17 protein-coding genes are annotated in these 20,803 nt (G+C 35.7%); all 17 read right to left on the bottom strand.

All coding sequences use genetic code 11. The features are described 5' to 3' along the window. Positions 1–38 precede the first annotated feature (38 nt). Positions 39–2,375 carry a GumC family protein gene (locus SIB89_RS12390; RefSeq protein WP_412560025.1) on the bottom strand — a complete coding sequence of 779 codons (2,337 nt, stop codon included), beginning with the start codon at positions 2,373–2,375 and terminating at the stop codon, positions 39–41. Between the two features lie 3 nt (positions 2,376–2,378). Beyond that, positions 2,379–3,140 (bottom strand): polysaccharide biosynthesis/export family protein, encoded by a 762-nt coding sequence (locus SIB89_RS12385; RefSeq protein WP_155088372.1) that lies wholly within the window; start codon positions 3,138–3,140, stop codon positions 2,379–2,381. Positions 3,141–3,236: 96 nt separating this feature from the next. Next, positions 3,237–4,325, bottom strand: a complete 1,089-nt coding sequence (locus SIB89_RS12380) for an MraY family glycosyltransferase (protein ID WP_412560024.1) — start codon at positions 4,323–4,325, stop codon at positions 3,237–3,239. 57 nt (positions 4,326–4,382) lie between these two features. Then, positions 4,383–5,486, bottom strand: coding sequence for a non-hydrolyzing UDP-N-acetylglucosamine 2-epimerase (gene wecB, locus SIB89_RS12375; protein WP_412560023.1), 1,104 nt, complete (start codon positions 5,484–5,486; stop codon positions 4,383–4,385). Between the two features lie 215 nt (positions 5,487–5,701). After that, a complete protein-coding gene (locus SIB89_RS12370) occupies positions 5,702–6,400 on the bottom strand; it encodes a WecB/TagA/CpsF family glycosyltransferase (RefSeq protein WP_412560022.1) in 699 nt (232 codons plus the stop codon). Then, entirely contained in the window at positions 6,397–7,596 is a 1,200-nt protein-coding gene (locus tag SIB89_RS12365) for a delta-aminolevulinic acid dehydratase (protein ID WP_412560021.1), read from the bottom strand. The genes SIB89_RS12370 and SIB89_RS12365 overlap by 4 nt, the downstream gene beginning before the upstream one ends. Positions 7,597–8,016: 420 nt before the next feature. Further along, the gene (locus SIB89_RS12360) at positions 8,017–8,322 is read right to left on the bottom strand and encodes a GIY-YIG nuclease family protein (RefSeq protein WP_155088367.1); all 306 of its coding nucleotides are present in this window, start codon (positions 8,320–8,322) and stop codon (positions 8,017–8,019) included. 816 nt (positions 8,323–9,138) lie between these two features. Next, positions 9,139–11,277 carry a Gfo/Idh/MocA family oxidoreductase gene (locus SIB89_RS12355; protein WP_412560020.1) on the bottom strand — a complete coding sequence of 713 codons (2,139 nt, stop codon included), beginning with the start codon at positions 11,275–11,277 and terminating at the stop codon, positions 9,139–9,141. Beyond that, on the bottom strand, positions 11,277–11,735 hold the full coding sequence (locus SIB89_RS12350) for an acyltransferase (RefSeq protein ID WP_412560019.1): 459 nt from the start codon (positions 11,733–11,735) through the stop codon (positions 11,277–11,279). The genes SIB89_RS12355 and SIB89_RS12350 overlap by 1 nt, the downstream gene beginning before the upstream one ends. Beyond that, positions 11,732–12,898: a glycosyltransferase family 4 protein gene (locus tag SIB89_RS12345; protein WP_412560018.1), complete on the bottom strand. Its 1,167-nt coding sequence runs from the start codon at positions 12,896–12,898 to the stop codon at positions 11,732–11,734. The genes SIB89_RS12350 and SIB89_RS12345 overlap by 4 nt, the downstream gene beginning before the upstream one ends. After that, positions 12,891–13,985 carry a glycosyltransferase family 4 protein gene (locus SIB89_RS12340; protein WP_412560017.1) on the bottom strand — a complete coding sequence of 365 codons (1,095 nt, stop codon included), beginning with the start codon at positions 13,983–13,985 and terminating at the stop codon, positions 12,891–12,893. Before SIB89_RS12340 ends, SIB89_RS12345 begins: the two co-directional genes overlap by 8 nt. Next, positions 13,982–15,256 carry an O-antigen ligase family protein gene (locus tag SIB89_RS12335; protein ID WP_412560016.1) on the bottom strand — a complete coding sequence of 425 codons (1,275 nt, stop codon included), beginning with the start codon at positions 15,254–15,256 and terminating at the stop codon, positions 13,982–13,984. Before SIB89_RS12335 ends, SIB89_RS12340 begins: the two co-directional genes overlap by 4 nt. A gap of 24 nt (positions 15,257–15,280) precedes the next feature. Continuing rightward, positions 15,281–16,366, bottom strand: a complete 1,086-nt coding sequence (locus SIB89_RS12330; RefSeq protein ID WP_412560015.1) for a glycosyltransferase family 4 protein — start codon at positions 16,364–16,366, stop codon at positions 15,281–15,283. A 21-nt stretch (positions 16,367–16,387) separates the two neighbouring features. Next, the gene (locus SIB89_RS12325; RefSeq protein ID WP_412560014.1) at positions 16,388–17,350 is read right to left on the bottom strand and encodes a hypothetical protein; all 963 of its coding nucleotides are present in this window, start codon (positions 17,348–17,350) and stop codon (positions 16,388–16,390) included. Then, positions 17,347–18,165 (bottom strand): hypothetical protein, encoded by an 819-nt coding sequence (locus SIB89_RS12320; protein ID WP_412560013.1) that lies wholly within the window; start codon positions 18,163–18,165, stop codon positions 17,347–17,349. The genes SIB89_RS12325 and SIB89_RS12320 overlap by 4 nt, the downstream gene beginning before the upstream one ends. 16 nt (positions 18,166–18,181) lie before the next feature. After that, on the bottom strand, positions 18,182–19,618 hold the full coding sequence (locus tag SIB89_RS12315; RefSeq protein WP_412560012.1) for a lipopolysaccharide biosynthesis protein: 1,437 nt from the start codon (positions 19,616–19,618) through the stop codon (positions 18,182–18,184). Beyond that, on the bottom strand, positions 19,605–20,771 hold the full coding sequence (locus tag SIB89_RS12310; RefSeq protein ID WP_412560011.1) for a glycosyltransferase: 1,167 nt from the start codon (positions 20,769–20,771) through the stop codon (positions 19,605–19,607). The genes SIB89_RS12315 and SIB89_RS12310 overlap by 14 nt, the downstream gene beginning before the upstream one ends. Between the last annotated feature and the right edge of the window lie 32 nt (positions 20,772–20,803).

Here is a 20,803-nt window from a genome sequence, read left to right as displayed (position 1 = left end):
TGATAAATGTCATAGCGATAAGGACTTATGACCTATAATTAGGTCTTAGCGCCATAGCCATAATTATAGCCGTAATTGTAGCCATAACCATAAGATTTACTAGCGCCAACGCTATTAATAACGTAGGCCATATTCTTTATCTTACCACTTTCAGACAGCTCCTTAGAGAATTTTAATAGATTTTTTTCAGTATAATTAGCCCTTGCCAAATAAATCGTTGCATCAGCCAATTGGGAGATCAGCATGGTATCCGTGACTAAAATTGTGGGTGCCGTATCAACTACTATATAATCATACACTTCTTTTGCCTCTTCAATTAATTTTTTAAATCGACCGTTGGTCAATAAATGTGCTGGATTAGGTGGTATGCTTCCAGATAAAATGATATGATGATTAGGGTGCTTTTCAAAACCATTTATTAATGAATCTTTCCAATTGTAATCAATATCATGCAGATAGTTAGATAATCCTGATTTTTGCTTATCTACATGAATATGGGTATGGATTTGTGGGTTTCTTAAATCGGCGCCTATCAGTAGTACTTTTTTATTTATACTGGACAAAGCCAACGATAAATTAAGACTCACATAAGTTTTACCCTCTCCCTTAATGGTTGAAGTACAATAAATCACTTTCCCTTTCTCGCCATTCTTAATTGGCAGAATATAGTCTACATTAGAGCTCAGTATCCTAAAGGATTCTGCAAGGGCTGAACGGTCATTAGGATCTGTAAAAATGACATCCTTTTTCTTTTTTAAATCTGGTATCTCACCTATTACAGGGATGTTTGAAGCTACTTTAGTAATATCTTCCTTTCCGTGCAACTTCGTATCTAACATAAACATGAGATACAGAATACCAAATGGAATGAGTAGGCCACCAAGTATTGCACCTGCATAAACAATATTAGGTTTCGGCGAAATTGGTTCTGTTCCAGACAAAGCCTTCTCCACCACCTTTATAGAAGGTTCTGTAATTGCTAAATTAATGGCAGCTTCCTCGCGCTTTTGAAGTAATAAGAGGTATAAACTTTCCTTAATCTTTTGTTGACGCTGAATCGCCTTAAACAAGCGTTCTTGTCCTGGTATTTGAGACACTCTGCCAGCAAACTTCTGGTTTCTATCTTTCAACTGACGTAGTGATGCGTCTAATTGATTGGTATATGTTCTCAGGGATCTATTGATGTTAGCCTTAAGGTCATCTATTTGGTTCTCGGCCAATTTCACCGAAGGATTGTTAGCTCCGGCACTATTTTTTAATCGATCTCTATTGATTACCGCAAGATTATATTCAGATATTAGAGCATTTATGCCTGCATTTTCCAAACCAATATTGGCAGGAAGCAAATCAGATTCAGTATTGGTCTGTAATGTATTTTCCAATAATTGGGATAATGTCAATTGATTTTGCAACTTAAAAAGCTCTTCCTCAGACTGTACCCTTTGTTCAAGACCTATCTCTGCATCGGTAGCAATATCCACGATATTGTTTTTTTGCTTAAACGTCTCTTGGTCAATTTCGATGGAATCCAGTTCTTTGGCTAAAAACACAAAGCGGGCATCGATAAAATCAACCGTACGCTGATACACCAACTGTCTGTCGTCTATACCATCCTTATTAAAAACATCCATTAAGGTGTTTATAATCTTCTCAGACAAATCCTTACTTTCTCCTTTTATTATTAATCGTAGTAAGTCACTGCGATCTCCAATGGCCTCTACCTTAATTTTATTTTTTAACCCCAAAGCCGTATGTTTTATAGGGCTAAACTTTATAATAAACTCCTTGTTGTTCACCTCAGTAAACGAGGTCGTATTCTTTAACTCAACGTTAAAGGGTAAATTATGATTTGAGTTATAGGTAGTATGGTCTTTAAAATTAAAGGACTTTTCTGTTTTTAGATTGGTAACCAAAAACCCACTATCGTCTACAGTTAATTTATACGAAAAGCTAGATCCAATGCTATCTGGTTGAATGCGTTGTTCAAAATTGAGCGGTAACTCAGCAATCTGTGAGGTTTGAATGGTGCCTACTTCATAAAAGCTGGTGTTTAGATCTAATTCCCTAACCACACGCTCCATGATGAGGTATGAGGTAATAATTTCTATTTCATTCTCCAGGTTAATATTACTGCGGTTAAAAACAAATGCAGACGTCGGTATCTCTAAGCCCTCGGACTCATCCAGTATTTTAATTTTTGCATAGGTTTCGTAAATTCTAGGAGCATATCGTAAATAGACATAAGCGCTGATAAGAGCCACAGCCAGCGCTAAGACAAACCAAGGCCAATACCTTAGGTAACGTCTAATCTCCTGTTTTAAATCTAAGCTCTCCTCTTCGTTAAAAGTAAAGTTATTATTTAACTGATTTTCCATAGGTTATCGCGACAATAAAATGGTTATACTAAGTGCCAAAGAGGCAATGGTAAGTATGGTACCTACATCTCCAACAAAGCCAGCACTTTTCACCTTAGGGGTATTAGGGTTTACAACAATAACATCATTGGGTCTTATGAAATAATATTCACTATTCATAAATGCTGCCGACGTCAGGTCTATATGCGATACCTTTCTAACGCCATCAATTTCTCTTGTTATTAATATATCATCACGTTTACCGTTAATAGTAAGATCCCCTGCATACCCTAAGGCTTGCAATATGGTAATATTCTGTTCCGTAAAACTAAAGGTGCCCGGTTGGTTGACTTCACCCAATATGGTGACCTTAGCATTAACAAGACGTACATTTACTGTTGGGTTTAATAAATGGCCCCCCGAAACTAATTGCTCCCTTATAGATGCTTCCAACTCTTTCGTCGTTTGATTTTTTGTAGAAATGTCTCCGAGCACCGGAAACTTTATGGTATTATCTAATGACACCAGATAACCATCTAATTGAAGTAATTGCATACTCTGAGGTTGGTTACCTTGAGAACTGGTTTTATTGTAGGGTATTGCTGCTTCAGGGACGAGAGTCTCCACAGTAATTTTAAGAATATCATTAGGTTGAATCGTAGCTGTGCTATAGTTTACGTTACCATTGCCCTCCGTCTTGGCGTCTTGCATATAAAGCACTTCTTTTTTGGAAGCACAGGAACTGACCAGTATCAGCACTAAAAAAAATATAAGGTTTCTTTTCATCAAATAAAGTTCTCGTATGTTAAGCAAATATAACTGCATTTAAAGGACTTGCAAAAGCATAATCACTATTTAAAGTTCTAATTGTTACAAATTAAGTTAAGTCACTAATTTTTTAAGTAAGAACGGTAAGGTGTATAATGCACACCCATAAAGTAACAAACAAATAATTTGTGTATTGAGATTGAGGTGCAACAGATTGAAAGCAATTCCAACGATTAATACATTAATGCCACAAATTATAAATGTGGTCATAACATGATTGTAACCGCTTTGGATGAACTTATGGTGGATGTGGTTTTTGTCCGCCTTAAATGGGTTTGTTTTATGAATCACTATTCTTATAAAAAAAATGCGTAAAGTATCAATCAATGGATAGAATAACAATGCAAATGCCAAAGCTGGCGAGGCCCTGTAGTAGTTTGAAGTTTCATCTACCTGTGCCATATTAATAAAACTTATGGTGAAGAATGCCAATAAAAACCCAACAATCATCGAACCTGTATCACCCATAAAAATCTTATCTTCTTTTGAAAAATTTAACCTCAAGAACGCAATTAAGGCACCACATAGCGCAATAGCAATGGTCGCCAAACTTAAATCCTCCGAATTTACAAACAGATATACAAAAATTCCACTAGCACAAAATGCTATGGTCCCTGCCAAACCATCTACACCGTCAATAAGATTATAGGCATTGATAATTAGAATATAAACAAATAGCGTAAAGCCTATTGACACCCAATACGGTAGTGTGTCAACCTCCAATATGCTCGAAAACCCAATAATACGTGTGTCCGTAAAAACGATTAACAACAGTGCCGCAAATAACTGACCAACAAGTTTTTTACTGGCAGAAAGCACCGTTAAATCATCTTTTAGCCCAAGAAAGAATAAAATGGTTAAACCTCCCATGACCAATAGTAAAACTTTAGTATTTAGAAATGCGCCAACAATAGTCATTAGGACAATTAAGCTTAGAAAAATGCCAATACCACCAAGTGTGGGAGTATTATTTGAATGTAAGCTTCTTCCATCTGGCTCATCCATTAAATGTTTGGCCTTAGCGACATACAAAATCGTTGGGAACGTTTGATAAGCAATGATAAACGCTAACACAAAGGCACATATTAACCATACTGTAGCATTATTTTCTGGAGAAAAGTTTTCGAGTAATGTTTTTATCATATCACAGATATTGAAAACATCTTAGGGGGTTTGCTAAGATACAAATTAAAAGTTGAGTTATTCCTTATTTTGGTTCACTTCCAAAATGATATCAACAATTCTTTTTGCTGTTTTACCATCCCATAGTGGTATCGGTTTGCCTTCTTTCCATTGGTTCTTAAATAGCTTATCCAAGTGCTTTTTAATGGCTTTTGGGTTAGTGCCCACCAATTCGTTTGTTCCTAAGGTAATGGTCTCTGGTCTTTCGGTATTATCGCGAAGCGTCATACATGGTACGTTCATAATAGAGGCTTCTTCAGTAATACCACCAGAATCAGTAATGACCGCCTTGGCACGTTCTACTAAATAATTGAACTCTAGATAACTTAGAGGCTCTACAATATGCAACCTAGGATGTTCTATTTTTAATCTGGAAAATATCTTAGCGGTTCTTGGGTGCATAGGGAAAATTAATGGTACGTTTCTACTATGTGCAATAATTTCGCCTATCATTGCTTTGAGCTGACTTTCCTCATCCACATTTGCTGGGCGATGAAGTGTCATTACAATATAGGACTGTGGTTTTAACTCTAAGTCTGACCATACTTTGGGAGCCCTGAAATTTGGTCTCTGTTTTACAAGGGTATCTATCATGGTGTTACCTACGTAGAAAATTGCATTTCCATCGGCACCACTATTCAATAAGTTTTCATTGGCCAATTCTGAGGTTGTGAAAAAGTAATTGGTAATACTATCGGTGACTAAGCGGTTAATCTCTTCTGGCATGGTCCAATCATCAGACCTTATACCCGCTTCTACGTGTGCTACTTTGGTATGCAGTTTCTGTGCTACCAAGGCGCAGGCCATGGTAGAGGTGACGTCGCCAACCACTAACACCAAATCCGCAGGGTTAGCCATGAGTTCCTTTTCAAAATGTATTAGGATAGCCGCTGTTTGCTCAGCCTGAGTTCCACCACTGCACTCTAAATTGATATGAGGCTCAGGGATGCCCAATTGCTCAAAGAAGCTTCCTGACATGTTTTTATCGTAATGCTGCCCTGTGTGGACTAATCGGTACTCCAATTTTTCACCTTTTTCTTTTACCGCTTCAATGGCATGAATAATTGGTGCAATCTTCATAAAGTTAGGTCTTGCTCCAGCAATTATGGTGATTTTATACATATACTAATTTCACTTTATTTGAATTATTCTTTAATTTTTGTAAGAAAAATCGATAGCTGACCCGAATATGACACGCTTAAGACACGCTTATGACCCGACGCATACCCGAGGGAGACCCGACGGAAAACCGAAGGAGAACCGAAGGAGAACCGAAGGAGCTCTATCTTAACTGCCCCAATCACATCTGTCTTACATATATCATATACTAGTACTCGTTAATACTTCCCCAAAATTAAATTAATAAAAAACCTAACCAAGTGTATTTGGCGTTTTATTCTTGTGGGTTGGTTGATGAGTCTGTAAGTCCATTCCAAATTATTATTTACCCACCACTGTGGAGCGCGTTTTACGTTACCCGTGTAGACATCGAAACTACCTCCTAAGCCTTGATAAACACCATGATGTTGTTTTTGCATGCGCTCCATTAACAGTTCTTGTTTTGGCGAGCCCATCGCCACAAACACAATATCGGGTTGGTGCTTTTTTATATCCTCAATTAGGCGTCTTTCTTCTTCATCAGTCTTTATATACCCATCTCTGTAGTTACATATATGTATACCTTGATATTCTGATTTTAATTGCTTCACCGTAGCTTCTATTACTTCCTGTTTAGCACCAACGAGGTAAAACGATTTGTCGTTGTGGTGCTTTTTAACCATATCGAGCCATAGCTCACATCCTGGAATTTTCACCACTTCCTTATGCCCTTTTTTGTGCAAGGCCCAAACTGCTCCGATGCCATCTGGGTAGCCCAGGTTTCTATTTATTATGGCTCTACTTTCGTCGGTGGCATGTAATATTTTTTCGGCATTAACCGCTACCAAAATCTTTTGATGTTTTACGGCAAAGTCTATGAGCTCATCTCTAGAATTAGGAGCATAGGTTATGACACCATTTAAAGTTTCTGATTTCATACGTCTCCTTGAGATTCTAAATAATAGTGTGCCATGGCATTAAACATAAAGGCATTGCTCCAACGCATATATGAGATCTTGGAGCTCATTCCTTTTTTTACCTGATAGTAAAAATAGCCTTTTTTGGATTGCATATTATCAATGGTCCAGTTTAAGGTTTTTTCAAGCAGTTCTTTATGAGTTTTGAACTGGTTTAATTTTGATGCCGTTACAATGACCTGAGCTGGGCAATGTATATCTATGGGATAGGTCTTGTTGTGGTAATATTTTGGCTTCCCATCTGCTTCGAAGAAATTTTCGACATAATATGTCCACCCTTTGTCAGTATATTTTTGAAAGGTTTTATCTCCGGTTTGTTGTTGGTAAGTTTCTATCGCATCTAGATTGAATCCTGTATGAAAACTGTCTATCCATGACTGTACAGGCAGCAATCCGTAAATCCAGGAGCCATCTTCGTTTTGCAATTGACATGCCGTTTTCACAGCTGTTGCTGCCAAATCTTTATAGGATTCCTCTTTTGTAAAGTTATATACCAAGCTTAGAATCTTTGCTCCCAAAAGCGAGGCATTGATCACGGTATTGTTTCCATCCTTGATGCTGTATGAAAACAGAAACCCATCTTTATGTGGGGTTCTGGATAAGTCCTTGAGCACAAAATGGGCTGAAGATTTAATCACCTCCAGAACTTGAGGGTCTTTGGTTATTTTATAACTCTCCACAAGTGCCTCTACAGCAAACGCCGTAGCCACCACTGTTGGTGTGTTTTTTTTGAACAAGAACAATCGTCTTGCCTGCCAATCGAAATTGTAGCCCCAACATGCCCCAGAAAAGCCTTCTACTTTCATGTCTAAAAGCAATTGGGTAATGTATTTAATCTGTTTTAGTTGTTCAGTTTCCGAGCCAAAGTCCTTGTTCCCTTTTAAGGTTGCTTGGTAAAGCCTACAGTAGCCTAGCAGAAATAGTGCGATGCCCTTAGAATTATGCTCTTTAGGCACGAGCAATGCTTTTCTAAAATTTATTGGGCTTCTTTTAAAGCCTTGAATCCAGGCCAAACGCGCTAAATCCCAATGTTTCAGTGGTAATGCTTGAAAGATTTTGGAATTCATCCCGTCATACGGATCCCAACCTTTGAAATCTTCGGATTCGCAGTAGGTCTTTAGTTTTTGAAAGCTTTTTTTGAAATTTGGTGATGGCAAGGCGCGTGTGTTTTAGTAGGTAGGTTGAACGGTATGTATTGCACGGGTCAAATTTAGGGTCTTTCTTTTTAATGGGGTAGTGTTTATTGATTTTTTTGGTTTTAAAATGATTCAGATTGATTGGCGGATTATTAATACATGAATCTGAAAGTAAGTGGTTTCCACTATTGTTGATGGGGTTTTTGATGTTCCTGCACAGCGATTTCTACGCTTCGACTGTGCTTAATGCAGATAGGCTCAGAATAACATAGTGCCCCGATATTACTTGTCATTCAGAAGGAACTTAGTGACTGAAGTACCTGTGTATGGTTAGAATAGATTCTTCGCTGCGACTTCGACAAGCTCAGCCTGACAGCTCTGAATGACAGTTTGCTCTGAATGACAGTGTGCTCTTAAAAATACATTGTCCTAAGTAACCTACTACAGATCATCATTTAAAAATTTCCAACTCGGGTTAAATTCGGTAATAAGTTTTTCTTTTTTATGTCGGCTTTTTCCTTTTACGACCTTTTCCATGCGAATGGCTTCTTCTATGTCAAAAAAGTGCTTGTAGTAAATTAAATAGTAACATTTGTATTTTGCGGTAAATGCTTTTGAGAAAGGCTCTGGGTGGTTATGTGCATATAACCTTTCTTTAAGGTTGTTTGTTACTCCCGTGTATAAAACCGTTTTATTTTTGTTTGTTAGGATGTAAACGTAATAATTGTGACTCCCTAATGTTTTCATTTCATTTTACCGGATCGCCTTTATGCTGTTTGTTATATTTATGAAATATAGTGAAATTTAACATTATTGTTTTTTGAGGATTCTTCGCTGCGCTCTGAATGACATAGTGCTCCTAAGTTACTTGTCATTCAGAAGGAACGCAGTGACTGAAGAATCTGTGTTTGATAAATAGAGCGTATTATCCTTAAAGAGATTCTTCGCTTTCGCTCTGAATGACAATATGCTGGGAATGACATAACGCTCTTAAAAACACAATGCTCCGATATTACTTGTCATTCAGAAGGAACGCAGTGACTGAAGAATCTGTGTTTGATAAATAGAGCGTGTTATTCTTAAAGAGATTCTTCGCTTTCGCTCTGAATGACAATATGCTGTGAATGACATAACGCTCTTAAAAACACAATGCTCCGATATTACTTGTCATTCAGAAGGAACGCAGTGACTGAAGAATCTGTGTTTGATAAATAGAGCGTGTTATTCTTAAAGGGATTCTTCGCTTTCGCTCTGAATGACAATGTGCTGTGAATGACATAACGCTCTTAAAAACACAATGCTCCGATATTACTTGTCATTCAGAAGGAACGTAGTGACTGAAGAGTCTGTGTTTGATAAATAGAGCGTGTTATTCTTAAAGAGATTCTTCGCTTTCGCTCTGAATGACAATATGCTGTGAATGACATAACGCTCTTAAAAACACAATGCTCCTATATTACTTGTCATTCAGAAGGAACGCAGTGACTGAAGAATCTGTGTTTGATAAATAAAGCGTATTATTCTTAAAGAGATTCTTCGCTTTCGTTCTGAATGACAGAAGACTTAAACATCAACTTGTTGCCCTCCTAATTTTATAGATTCCAGAACTTTAAACGACGCTTTAGTTACCGCTACAATTTCTTTGAAAGGGATTGGTGCTTTACCATCGTTAAGTAAACCATTTACAAATGCCGTGACCATTTCTTTTTGTCCTTTATTCTGATTGAGCAATTTTTTCTTTTTGGGTTTTCCTTTTCCGTAAATTCTCAATACTTTAAAATCATCCAAGGTAGCTGACATTCCTGCCGAAAACACCTCAACATATTCCTTTGTCATAGCTTTAGAGCCATTGGCATAGTAACCGATAACGCCAGAAGACCCATTTTGAAACTGGATTAAAATATTGATTGTATCATTCAATTGATTGGCATCTGGTAATGCAGATGCTGAAATCTTTATTGGCAAGCTACCGTTGAGGTAGGTTAAATAATCAATAAAATGGCATACTTCCCCTAAAACTCTGCCACCACCTATCTCTGCATCTTGAATCCAGTTATCTTTCGGTATAGACCCAGCATTAATTCTGTAGATCATGGTCATGGGATTATTGCCCACCGCCTTTTTTAGTTTGGCTGTCAACGGCGAGAATCGTCTATTGAAGCCGACCATTACCGCTTTATTGGCTTTGGATTGTGCTTCAATAATGTCTTCTAATTCCGACTCCAATAAACACAAAGGCTTTTCAACAAAGACATTTTTATTGGCTTCTAGGCTTTTTAAAACATAAGCCCCATGGGAGTCGTGACGTGTTGCCACAAATACGGTATTGGTTTTATCATCCAATACGTCTGCTTCTTCCGTTGCGCAGAATTGAAACTTGAACTTTTCGGCCACACGTTTAGAGGTGGTTCCAGTATTGGTTAACACTCCTACTCTGCCCACTTCAGCACTTTCAGGAATGTTGGGTAAGAGATTCCCTTGGGCATAGCTTCCTGCCCCGATAAATGAAATGTTTATTTTTCCGAGTTTATCGGTTGTTGCTGTTGCTATTTTTGACTTGGTCGCTTGTTTGTCTGTATTGTATTTTAAAGCAATTCCCGTAAACGGTTCGGATTTGGATACCACCAAATCAAAAGCATCTTTTGCATTATCGAAATCAAACTCGTGCGTGGTTAAGTAATCGATATGAATACGTTTGGTCGCCAATAACTTCTGAAACGCTTCCATGTTGCGCTTCTCCGTCCAGCGCACGTAAGGTAATGGGTAATCGATGCCTTTTTCCTCGTAGTTTAAGTCGTAACGTCCAGGACCGTAAGAACAGGCCATTTTGAGTTCCAGTTCTTTTCTGTACCAAAATGGATCGCGATCAAAACCTGTGGGTATTGCACCCAATACAACGACTTTACCTTTTTTGCGTGCTATGGCGCCAGCAAAATTTATAGGATCTAAACTATCGGTTGCAGCTGCAATGATTACCGCATCCGCTCCATGGCCTTGTGTGGCATTTAGAATTTGTTCTTCAACTCCTGCAGCATTTCTGGTCAACCCTAAATCGACCACTTTATTTTCAATCGCTTGGTTGACTGCTGCTTCTGACACATCTATACCAATAACGGTAACACCAGACGCTTTTAATATCAGTGCAGCCAGTTGCCCTAACAATCCAAGACCTATAATGACACAGGATTCTCCCAATCTTAAATCTGCCTGACGTACTCCTTGCATGGAAATTGCACCAAGAGTATTGTAGGCGGCATCCTTAAGAATTGCGTTGTCGTCTAATTTGACGCAAAGGTTAACTGGAATTGATACAATTTCAGCATGGTTGGCATAACCAGCACCAGCACAAGCTACTTTATCGCCAATTTGGAATTCCGTAACCCCTTCTCCTACTTCTATAACTTCGCCAGCACAACTGTAACCCAGTGGTGAGTAGGCGTCTAATTTCTTCATCACGGCACGGTAGGTTTGAATTGGGCCTTGTTTTTTTAAGGTGTCTATGACTTGCTTTACTTGCTGTGGTCGTTCCTTTGCCTTGCCGATTAAGCTTTTTCTTGCCGCAGCAACTGTTGAGCCTTCGGTACCTGCACTGATGATAGAATAATGGTTTTTAACGATGACCATACCTTTGCCCAATTGTGGGTAAGGGACTTCTTGTATGACCATGTCACCAGAACCTAGTTTTTGTGTGAGTTGTTGCATTAATCTACATTTTTATGAACCTTTGGTAAAGATCTATAAGGTTTTTCTAATTCTTTTAAAATCTTAATAGGATTGCCAGCGGCAACCACACCTTCTGGTATATCTTTATTTACTACTGAGCCAGCACCAATTATAGCATGACTACCTATTGTAACATTTCTCATAACAACAGTATTGACACCAATAAACACATGATCGCCAATGGTTACATAACCAGTTCCATTGTCTTCTGGGTTTATAATATGTGCTGCACCATCGTGAGATAGGATATAACAACCATGAGTAATTAGACAATGATCCCCAATAGTAACTTTTCCTCTTCTCACATCAATTTTGGCCCCTAAGCTAATCATGGTATTCTTGCCGATAGTTGCACCAGAGGCTCTTAAAAATGATATTTGTACAAACCTCAACAGATTGCCCAAATAATGCACTATTCTTCTTATGATTATTTTCACGATGCCAAAGTTTTAGTGATTATACCTTTAAAATTACTAGCAATGGTCTCAATCGAAAAATTTTCTACAACATTGTTTCTATTGTTTCTTCCTATTGCTTTTCTATTGTTTTCATCGCTTAGTATTTTCCTTAGGGCTTTTTTCATTTGTTCTAAATCCCCTGGAATGAACGTATAACCATGGACTTCATTTTCAAAAACTTCACGATGTGCCCCAACTGGTGTAAAGACTGCTGGTTTTCCTATTGCCATAGCTTCCAATAAGGATCTCGAAAACCCTTCAGAATACGAAGCTGTCAAAAATACTTCGGCAGTCTGTATGTGCTTCATTTTATCTTTACCGCTTATGATTCCCAAGTTTACATAATTGTCCTTAAATCTTGAATTCAAAATTTTTGCTTCAGCTTCGTATGGGTTTTCATACTCAATCTTTTCACCGGTATATTGGTTATAGAACACGCCTCTTTCCCCTCTTCTTATGTTTCCAGCAAAATAGAATTTTACCTTAGGAAACTCTAGGCAAATGTCAGGAATTATTTTTAAAATATCCGTATATCCCTTGGCTTTGGTCATATGACCCATTACCAATATTTTTCCATTTTCTGTCTCAATATCATAATCGTCAGAATATTCTTCTATATCCATTGCCTGATATAGCACAGCCATTTTATTATGTTTTACGTACGGCTGAAATTGATCTTTAAGATATTCTGCCTGTACAATGGCACAATCTACCCGTCTTAAGCTAAAACCTACCAGTTTTTTAATTAGAATATTAAATTGCTGAAAATTTAACTTAAAATGACTACCCCTTAAGTGTATGATGACCTTTGTACCAAAAAGTTTACCTAATAATATTGTCCAAGCGTCTCTACCAACCCACCCTATTTGTGTAGGTGTTACAGGATAATATACACAAGCTGGTCTTTTAAAGCTTAAGTGCCTTAAGAGTTTAGTGAAGTAAATAAAGAAATTAGTGAACATAGAAAAGTCTAGCTTTCCTTTCTTAGTGTTATCTGTTCTAAAATTGGTCTTTAAAAACGTGATATCGAAGGCTTCATTAAGCAGTTCTGATTCCAAGAATTGCTGCATACTCAGTTCTGGTCCGGAGTAAGGTGGTGGCGTAGGGCCAATAAACAATATTTTAGGCTTTTTATCACTCATGCATTAGGCTTATCTTTATTTGTTGTACCCAATTTTGAACTGAAAGTCGTTTACCTTTTTCATTGGCGCTGTGACAAAAGTTTTCTAGCTTTTCCCTATTTTTCAATAGTTCCGATATTTTTTTAACAACTTCATTATCATCCGAAAGTATATATCCGTTTTTTCCGTTATCGATATAATCAATTTCAGGCGCATGACTTGACCCTCTTAAAGTAATATATGGACGGCCATAGGCAAAGGCATGATTTATAGATAAGCCTGAATGGCCTGGTACAAAAATGAGAGACGACCTTTGCATAATTGGTGCTATTTCACTCTCATCTACAACAGCTCCATGCCAAATGATAGAATCATCTTGCATTATTGCTGATTCAATAATATTCTTTTGTGGACCATCTCCAATTATCTCTAGTTTTAGGCCAGATATAACAACTTTTAACTGAGCATAATATTTTAATAAATCGTCCAGTCTTTTCGTAGCTATTAGGCGGCCTATAAAAAGTATATTAAATTGATTAGCTGGAGGCAAATTAAAGGTATAGTTTTTTGCAATCTCAATATTATCTAGTGTGTTATTTGCCCAGAAAGCTTTTTCTGGACTTATTATTTTGTTCTCATTCACCATATATTTATAACTCTCTTCTGTATAAAAAATAACCCTATCTAATTTATTGAAATAAAACTTAGTCAGAACCCTATCCAATAAAGTTGTCTTTCCTTTTTTGGATTTGAGAATAGGGTGGTTATAAGAAATTAATTTGGTAGAAGGATTACTCTTCCTCAAGTACAATAAATACAAAAAAAGAGGTAAGTTCTTTTTCTCAGCAGGTATCAGTACCCAGTCGAAATCCGAAAACACAGATTTTAAGTGCCTGACAATAGGTATAGACCAACCAAATTTTTGTTTTGATACACTTTTCTCAATATGACGAAAATTCCAATTAGCAGTGATTTTTTTATCTCCCATTTGACTTCTCCCGCTTCCTGACAAAACACTAAGCTCAATCTCACTTTCTTTTGCCAAATGATTCAAAAAGCGAGCTTTATAATGGTTGAAATTAGGTGACAGCCATAATATTCTTATCATACTATGTTTTTATTAATTTGTGAAGCTATTGCGACCACAAAATACATTAATGCTCCTGATGCCAATAAAGGAAGTGCACTGATACTGTACATTAGTATTACTATCACTGAAGCTAATAACAGGAATTTAAATTCCACTATTCTGGTCTTTAATGTCTTTTTAATAAGATATATCAGAAATGACACATAACATAGTATTCCTATTATGCCTGTGGAGAAAAAAAATCTCACATAATCATTATGCATTCCACCGCTCATCATTACACTAGATTTTTCATGCTGTGCAAAACCAGCTCCAATCCATTGGCCAAGTACATTGAAATTTTCCCAAAACGCATAATATTTTTTCCATAGATAGACCCTACCATTAAGTGCAGCAGTTTCTTTTGCCCCACCTTCATAGACCGCAATATCCTTTGCAAATAAAGTTTCAAAAATCTGGGTATAAAAATAACCTCCTACACCTAATGCTATAATAAAGAAAACAAACAATTGAAATGCAGACACTTGTTTTCTTATAAAATACACAAACATTGAAAGAAGTATCAGAGATACTGCCCAAGAAGCTTGATGGCGCAAATTATAAATACCTATTAAGCATATTAAGAGCACAAACAAAAAACCAACATTGCTAAATATAAAATGTTTACTTTTTCTTTTACTGTATTTTATATAGAAATAACAATAGCATATAAAACCACATATAAGATGGCTCATATAACCGAACAAATCTGCATAAAACCCACTTAACCTTAAACCGCCACCTCGCGAAGCTGTATTATAAACTTCCCTTATTGGATTGAACAAAATCTCATAATATAAGGTAGATATCGGAAAAACAGAAGCTATTAAAAATGTTATCAAAAACCCTTCAATATCAATAACAGAATTTAAATGTTTTCTGAAATAAAAGAACAACAGGAAGGGTAATATAGTCCGTATAGTATCCCCAAATTGAGAAAATGAACCTTCATAAAAAAACACCAACAGCAAATTAGTGATTAATAGAAAAAGGAAAACATAAAATAAAAAAAAGAGATTAGGAGCTTTAGTTTTTTTACTAATAATAGACATAAACGCAAAGGCAAACACCAAAAGACCTAATAACTGAAGTGGAGAAAACCCGGATGATTTTTTCATTTCCCAAGTTGCCGCGAACATAGGAAATACTAGAATGACCAATAGCATCCACTTTAAGTTGATTGGTCTGGTTGCAAACCATTTTTTAAAGGTTTTTCTATTCCAATATACACTGCCGCCTAAATTATACACTTCTTACCTTTTTAAATTAAGTAATTATCCCATTAACTCATTATAAACTTCTTGATAATCTTTTTCCATTCGAGTAATGCAAAAATTTTTGATTGCATATGCCTTTCTAAGCTTAGCGTTCTGAACAATTTCATGTTTATTATGATAATAATGACACAAACGTTCTGCCAATTCTTCTTCGCTCTTTACAACGTCTTTGGGTTCTAGAGGTGACACAACTTCCATTAAACCACCAGAATCATTAAAAGCCAGCATTGGCAAACCATGAAGGTAAGCCTCTACAGCCACTAAACCAAAACCTTCATTATCGGAGGGTTGAACGCAAACATTAAATTGTTTGTAATAAATATTTACGTTGTTGGTATATCCAATCAGATCAACCTTCTTCTCTAAATTCATCACTTTTATTTGCCTCTTTATATCACTAAAGTTAATACCATCACCAACCAATATTAAGCGTCCGTCCAATCCCTTTTTAAGAAATAAATCAAAAGCATTGATCAGTCTGTCTATTCTTTTTCTTGGCGTAAACCTAGAGACCATCCCTATTGTAAATTCGGTCTTGCTACCTATATAATCAGTATTGACAAAAGATCCTAAAGAAACTCCATTTAAAACCGCTTTATGTTTTATCTTTTTTAACCCATAATGTGTTTTGGCTTTTGACAAGGTAAATTCAGAATTCGCAATAAAGTAATCAACTTTGTTAAGACATTGTTTTTTTAAAAATTCCCTAACCTTATATTTTAAAAGATTCTCTTTACGAACATTTTTTGAAAGGCCATGAATTGTGTATAACACCTTTGCCGAAGACATTAATGCCGCTATTGAACGAATAGGGGAAAAACTATGCAAATGTATAACGCTGAACTCATTGAACTCATTTTTAAGCCTGGTATATGTACTTAAACTCATATCAAATCCATTTTTAATACCTGAATCTAATATTGGTATATTCTGAGCAATCAAAAAATCATAGAACTGTCCTTTCCTAGTGTCTAGCATTATAGAAACATCAAGTCCTTGCTGCTTTTGTTCTTTAGCTAGTTCAATAACTAAACGCTCAATACCGCCAATATGTGGGCTATTTAGACAATGTAATATCTTCATCAACTATTCTTACACTTTGGATTAATATATTGACAAACTAGAAGTGATTGCCATATAATGCGGATAAGACACCATATTTTTACTTACCATTTGCTTACTAAATTTAAACCTATCATCTAACAGAGTAGAATCGCCAGGAATTTTATATGGGATGTAATATTTGAATTCATTCAAGCGGTATTGTAAATTTATGAATTTCTTTCCCATAAATTGAAAAACACTTGGCAATACTATACCTCTATGGTCTTTATGAAAGTATTCGCCTCTGAGAATTTTAAAATTGCCAGGCAAACTAATGTTATTATATGGCAGATAGAAATCTTCTTTTTCTAGGATAGTCATTAGCAATTGTTCTAACTCTAAATAAAAACTTAGAACCAGCTCTTTTATTTCTTTCTCTTTATGTTTGTTTTTAAACCATGTACTCCTATAATCCAATATTTTATTGACTAAGTTAAAAAGCTCTCCATCTTTAATTCCCAACAGTTCCAAGTCGAACTTAATTGCCTTGCCCAACAATAAAAAAGAACGAAGTTTTACTGTTTTTAATTTGATTTGTGTATCTAAGGTGATATACATTTTTATCATATACTCTAGGGCGATTTGGTCTTTAAGTTCTTGACTGAAAATGGTTTGGTTTTCATCTAGGTTTAAGTTTTCACCTCCCAAGAATTTAAGATTAGACAATAGGTTATAGGATATTGTTTTTTCTAAATCTTTTACTTCCAAGCCAAAAATACCATGAGTTAGAATCTTCTTTTCGTTTATAGTAAGGTTATTTCTTAAATCAGCATTACACGTTGAGTCATTCTTAAAAATGCATATAATATCTAAATCTGAGATACCTGGATCTTTAACAGAGCCCATTTGGTAAACGCTAAGAACAGATCCTTCAGATAGCAACTGATTTACCAACTTAGTCCTTAAATCATTATATTGTTTTAATGCAATTTTTACGGGTTGATCTATTAATTTAAAGGTCATACAACATCTTCTTTTATTTTTCTAACAAGTATCATTAGGTTTCCGTAAAATTCCTCATTTAATTTTTTTTGGACAGCAATTGGTATTTTAGGTGCAAAAAAACGAGTTACAATCTTTCTGGCTGTTGTACCTGTTAAACTAAACATTGCCCTTTGAAAGCCATTAAGTGAACAATGCCAATTTGTTCTAATTTCTGTAGCACACTTTATGGGCATCCACTCTGGTTCTGAGAAATAAGACTTTACAGCCTCAAAGCTTTCTCTCTTAAAAACACCTTTGTTATGAATTGCCGAGAAATACAAACAGGGAATTAGCATTACCTGGCTCAGTACACTTTTTAATTGGTACATATTATTAGGTCTCCAATTCTCTGCGTCTCTTTTTTCAAATTGTTTCAGCATTTTGAAAAGTGAGGTTTTATAATCCACGTTTGAACTTACCTGTAGGTTTAGTTCTTTGTGTTCTACTTTAGGGTGAATAAGCTTGGAGTGTTGCAATGTTGAAACAGGCAGGTAACTTTCTGGGTAGTTTTTTAAATCGCTTTTCTTGATTTGAAACCAACCATGATGTTGTAATGGGTCAAACTTACAAACCAATTTCATGGATTCCTTCTTAAAAGATTCCAATTGTTTTGAATCTGCGTAGAAGTCATTAACAATGAGTAATCCATCGAAATCGCTATAGGGTATCACTTCATTGGTTGCAACACTACCATGCACCAAAATTGCATAAAACAGGTCTTGATATTCTTTTGAGACTAATTCTTGAATAGAATTTATCAACTGCAAATTGCCGTTGTATTTATTAATAGTCAAGTTATGTTTTGAGCCACTATCCATCAATCTGTTTTTCCTTGATAATATTTAAAACATTTGTAATCGTTTGCCTATGGAATATAAATAAAATCACTGTAGCTACAATTAGCATAATTACCAAAAGCAACAAAGCTTCTATTTTTAAGTACTTAAAATAATACAGTAAATATATGGTACTGAGTAGCACCAATGATACCATAGGTCCTTTTAGGCTCTGCAATAATCGTTTTATCGAAAACGGAATATGATGATTAAGCACAATCAAAAACAGTAGGTAAGATAGTGCCTTTGCAACTACCAACAAATAAGCAACCCATAATATACCATACTGTACACCAATTACAATAGCCAATATCGTTAAAATTGTTCTACCTATAGATACATATAACTCTACTTCTGGTTTGCCTATACTGGCAAAAACAACACCTCCAAATTGGCTAATGGATTGAATGGCTCCTGCAAAACATAAAATTCTTACAATAGGTATAGCCTCGTTCCATTTGTTTCCGAACACAGTTTGTATAACCAACTCCGCATTAAAGGCCAATATAGCCATTGCAGGCACAGAAACCATAGCCACTAAGGTCACCGATTTAAAATACCCATTAATGATCTTTATCTTGTCTTCTTTAAAAGATGAAAATGAAGGGAACAAAACTTCACTGAAAATATACGAAATACGCTTTACAGGTGTGTACATTATGTTATAGGCAAATGCATAATAACCCAAAATAACGCTAGTAAAAAACTTACCTAAAATTAAGTAGTCTATATTTCTCTCAAAGTACAAAGCCATATTTGATGCCTTAAACCTCATAGAATACCAAACCATGCCTTTTATTTCCTTGAAATTAAAATGAATTGATGGTTTCCATTTTTTACAAATCAATACAAAAATCAGTCTTACGGCAGAAGATACCAAAGGTTGCAACAATAGTGCGTACACTCCAAAACCTAAAAATGCGCCAGCAATAGCTGCCAAAGAACCTATCACTGTACCAGTGAGGTTAATTCTACTAATGGTCTTAAATTCTAAATCCCTCTCTAGGAGTTTGTAATGGATTATAAATATTGGATTGAGTAAAATGCTAAGTGCAGCTATGTGAACAATAGAAGTTAGTCTTTCTTCATCATAAAAATCTGCCGCTAAATGAGCCGTGGAAATTACAATTAAAAATGATGTAATGGATAAGCCAAAATTCAACCAATAAATGGATGATAATTGCTCTTGGCTCGTATCACTTTGATGAATTATGGAAGACCCAAAACCCATATTAGTAAATAATGTGATAAAACCAATAAAGGTCATCGTCAATGCCACTAAACCAAAATCTTCTGGCAATAGTAAACGCGCAAGAACAATATTGACTACAATAGCCAACAATTGAGAGAGTAAATTGACGATAGTGAGGTAGAATCCCCCTTTTATGATTTTTGATTTAACTAGTGCCATGCAACTTTGATTGGCAAAAATTAAGTATTTTGCCCATGGTATATTCAAAACTATGCTTTTGTGCATAGTTGTATGCAAGTTCGGATTTTAGGTTCATTTTTTCTTCGTCCTGCAAAATTTCTTTTACCTTTTTTATTAAAAGCTTAGGATTGTCTGGTTCAACAAAAAACACAATTTCTTCTGGAAATAAATGACGTAAGGATGGAAGATCCGAAAACAACACTGGGTTTTTACTATTAAAATATGAGCTTGATTTTCCTGGACCTAAATAGAATTTGTTGTAGTAAGTGGCTTCGTAATAGTCAACCAACAAATCCGCTGCTTTCACATATTTATAATATTCTGGCAAAGGCAGAAAAGGAACAACGGTTAGGTTGTTTAAGTTGTCCTCTTTTATTACACGCTGATAATACCGCATTGTATTTTCGTTGGCACCAACCAGTACAAAATTAAATTCCTCTAAGTTTTTTGCGCACTCCAAAAAATATTCAACACTCTTCTTACCTACACCTGTTTTGCCTGCATACAAAATGTACTTTTTATCGTCTATAAACTTCAGTTCCCTACGGCAATCTTGCTTACTAAGCTCTTCTTTTCCTCGCATTGAGTTAGACAGAAAGACTAATGGTGTATCGGCAAATTTTTCTTTATTAACGCCTGTATGCTTTATAATATCTGAAACGGTATATTTTAGTCCTGCTATTATAAGGTCAGAATTTCTAATGACAAATTTATGTAAATATGATTTAGGTTTAATTGAAGCAGCAGTAAACACTATTTTTGATGACACTAATCCAACTTTTCTTAGTAAAATATAAGGGACAGCGGAAATGTAGCATTGACTATAAATGATGGTTTCATCATTGGAAAATGTCCTTTTATTACTCCAAAAGAAACCAAAAAAGTGTATCAATTTTTGAATTGTGATTGTCCAAAATTTCAAACTCCCCTGGGTTTTTTCATTAATCCGAGTAGGCAATTCTTTAATGTTAAACGTTTGCTCTAAACCATACAAATCAAATATTTCTGAAAACTTAACATTATAGCCATTACGCTTAACTTTAGGCGTGACTAAGACTACATTAGTATTATGTTTGGCTAGAGCACTACAGCACATCATTATATGCACCGCATCGGATCTATTTTTTCTCATATCGCGAGGAGATATGTAATAGATGTTTTTAA

The organism is Winogradskyella sp. MIT101101, assembly GCF_047126865.1.
Classification (GTDB): Bacteria; Bacteroidota; Bacteroidia; order Flavobacteriales; family Flavobacteriaceae; genus Winogradskyella; species Winogradskyella ouciana.
Note: the sequence above shows the minus strand (reverse complement) of the source record. Positions and strands in the feature narration are given on the sequence as shown.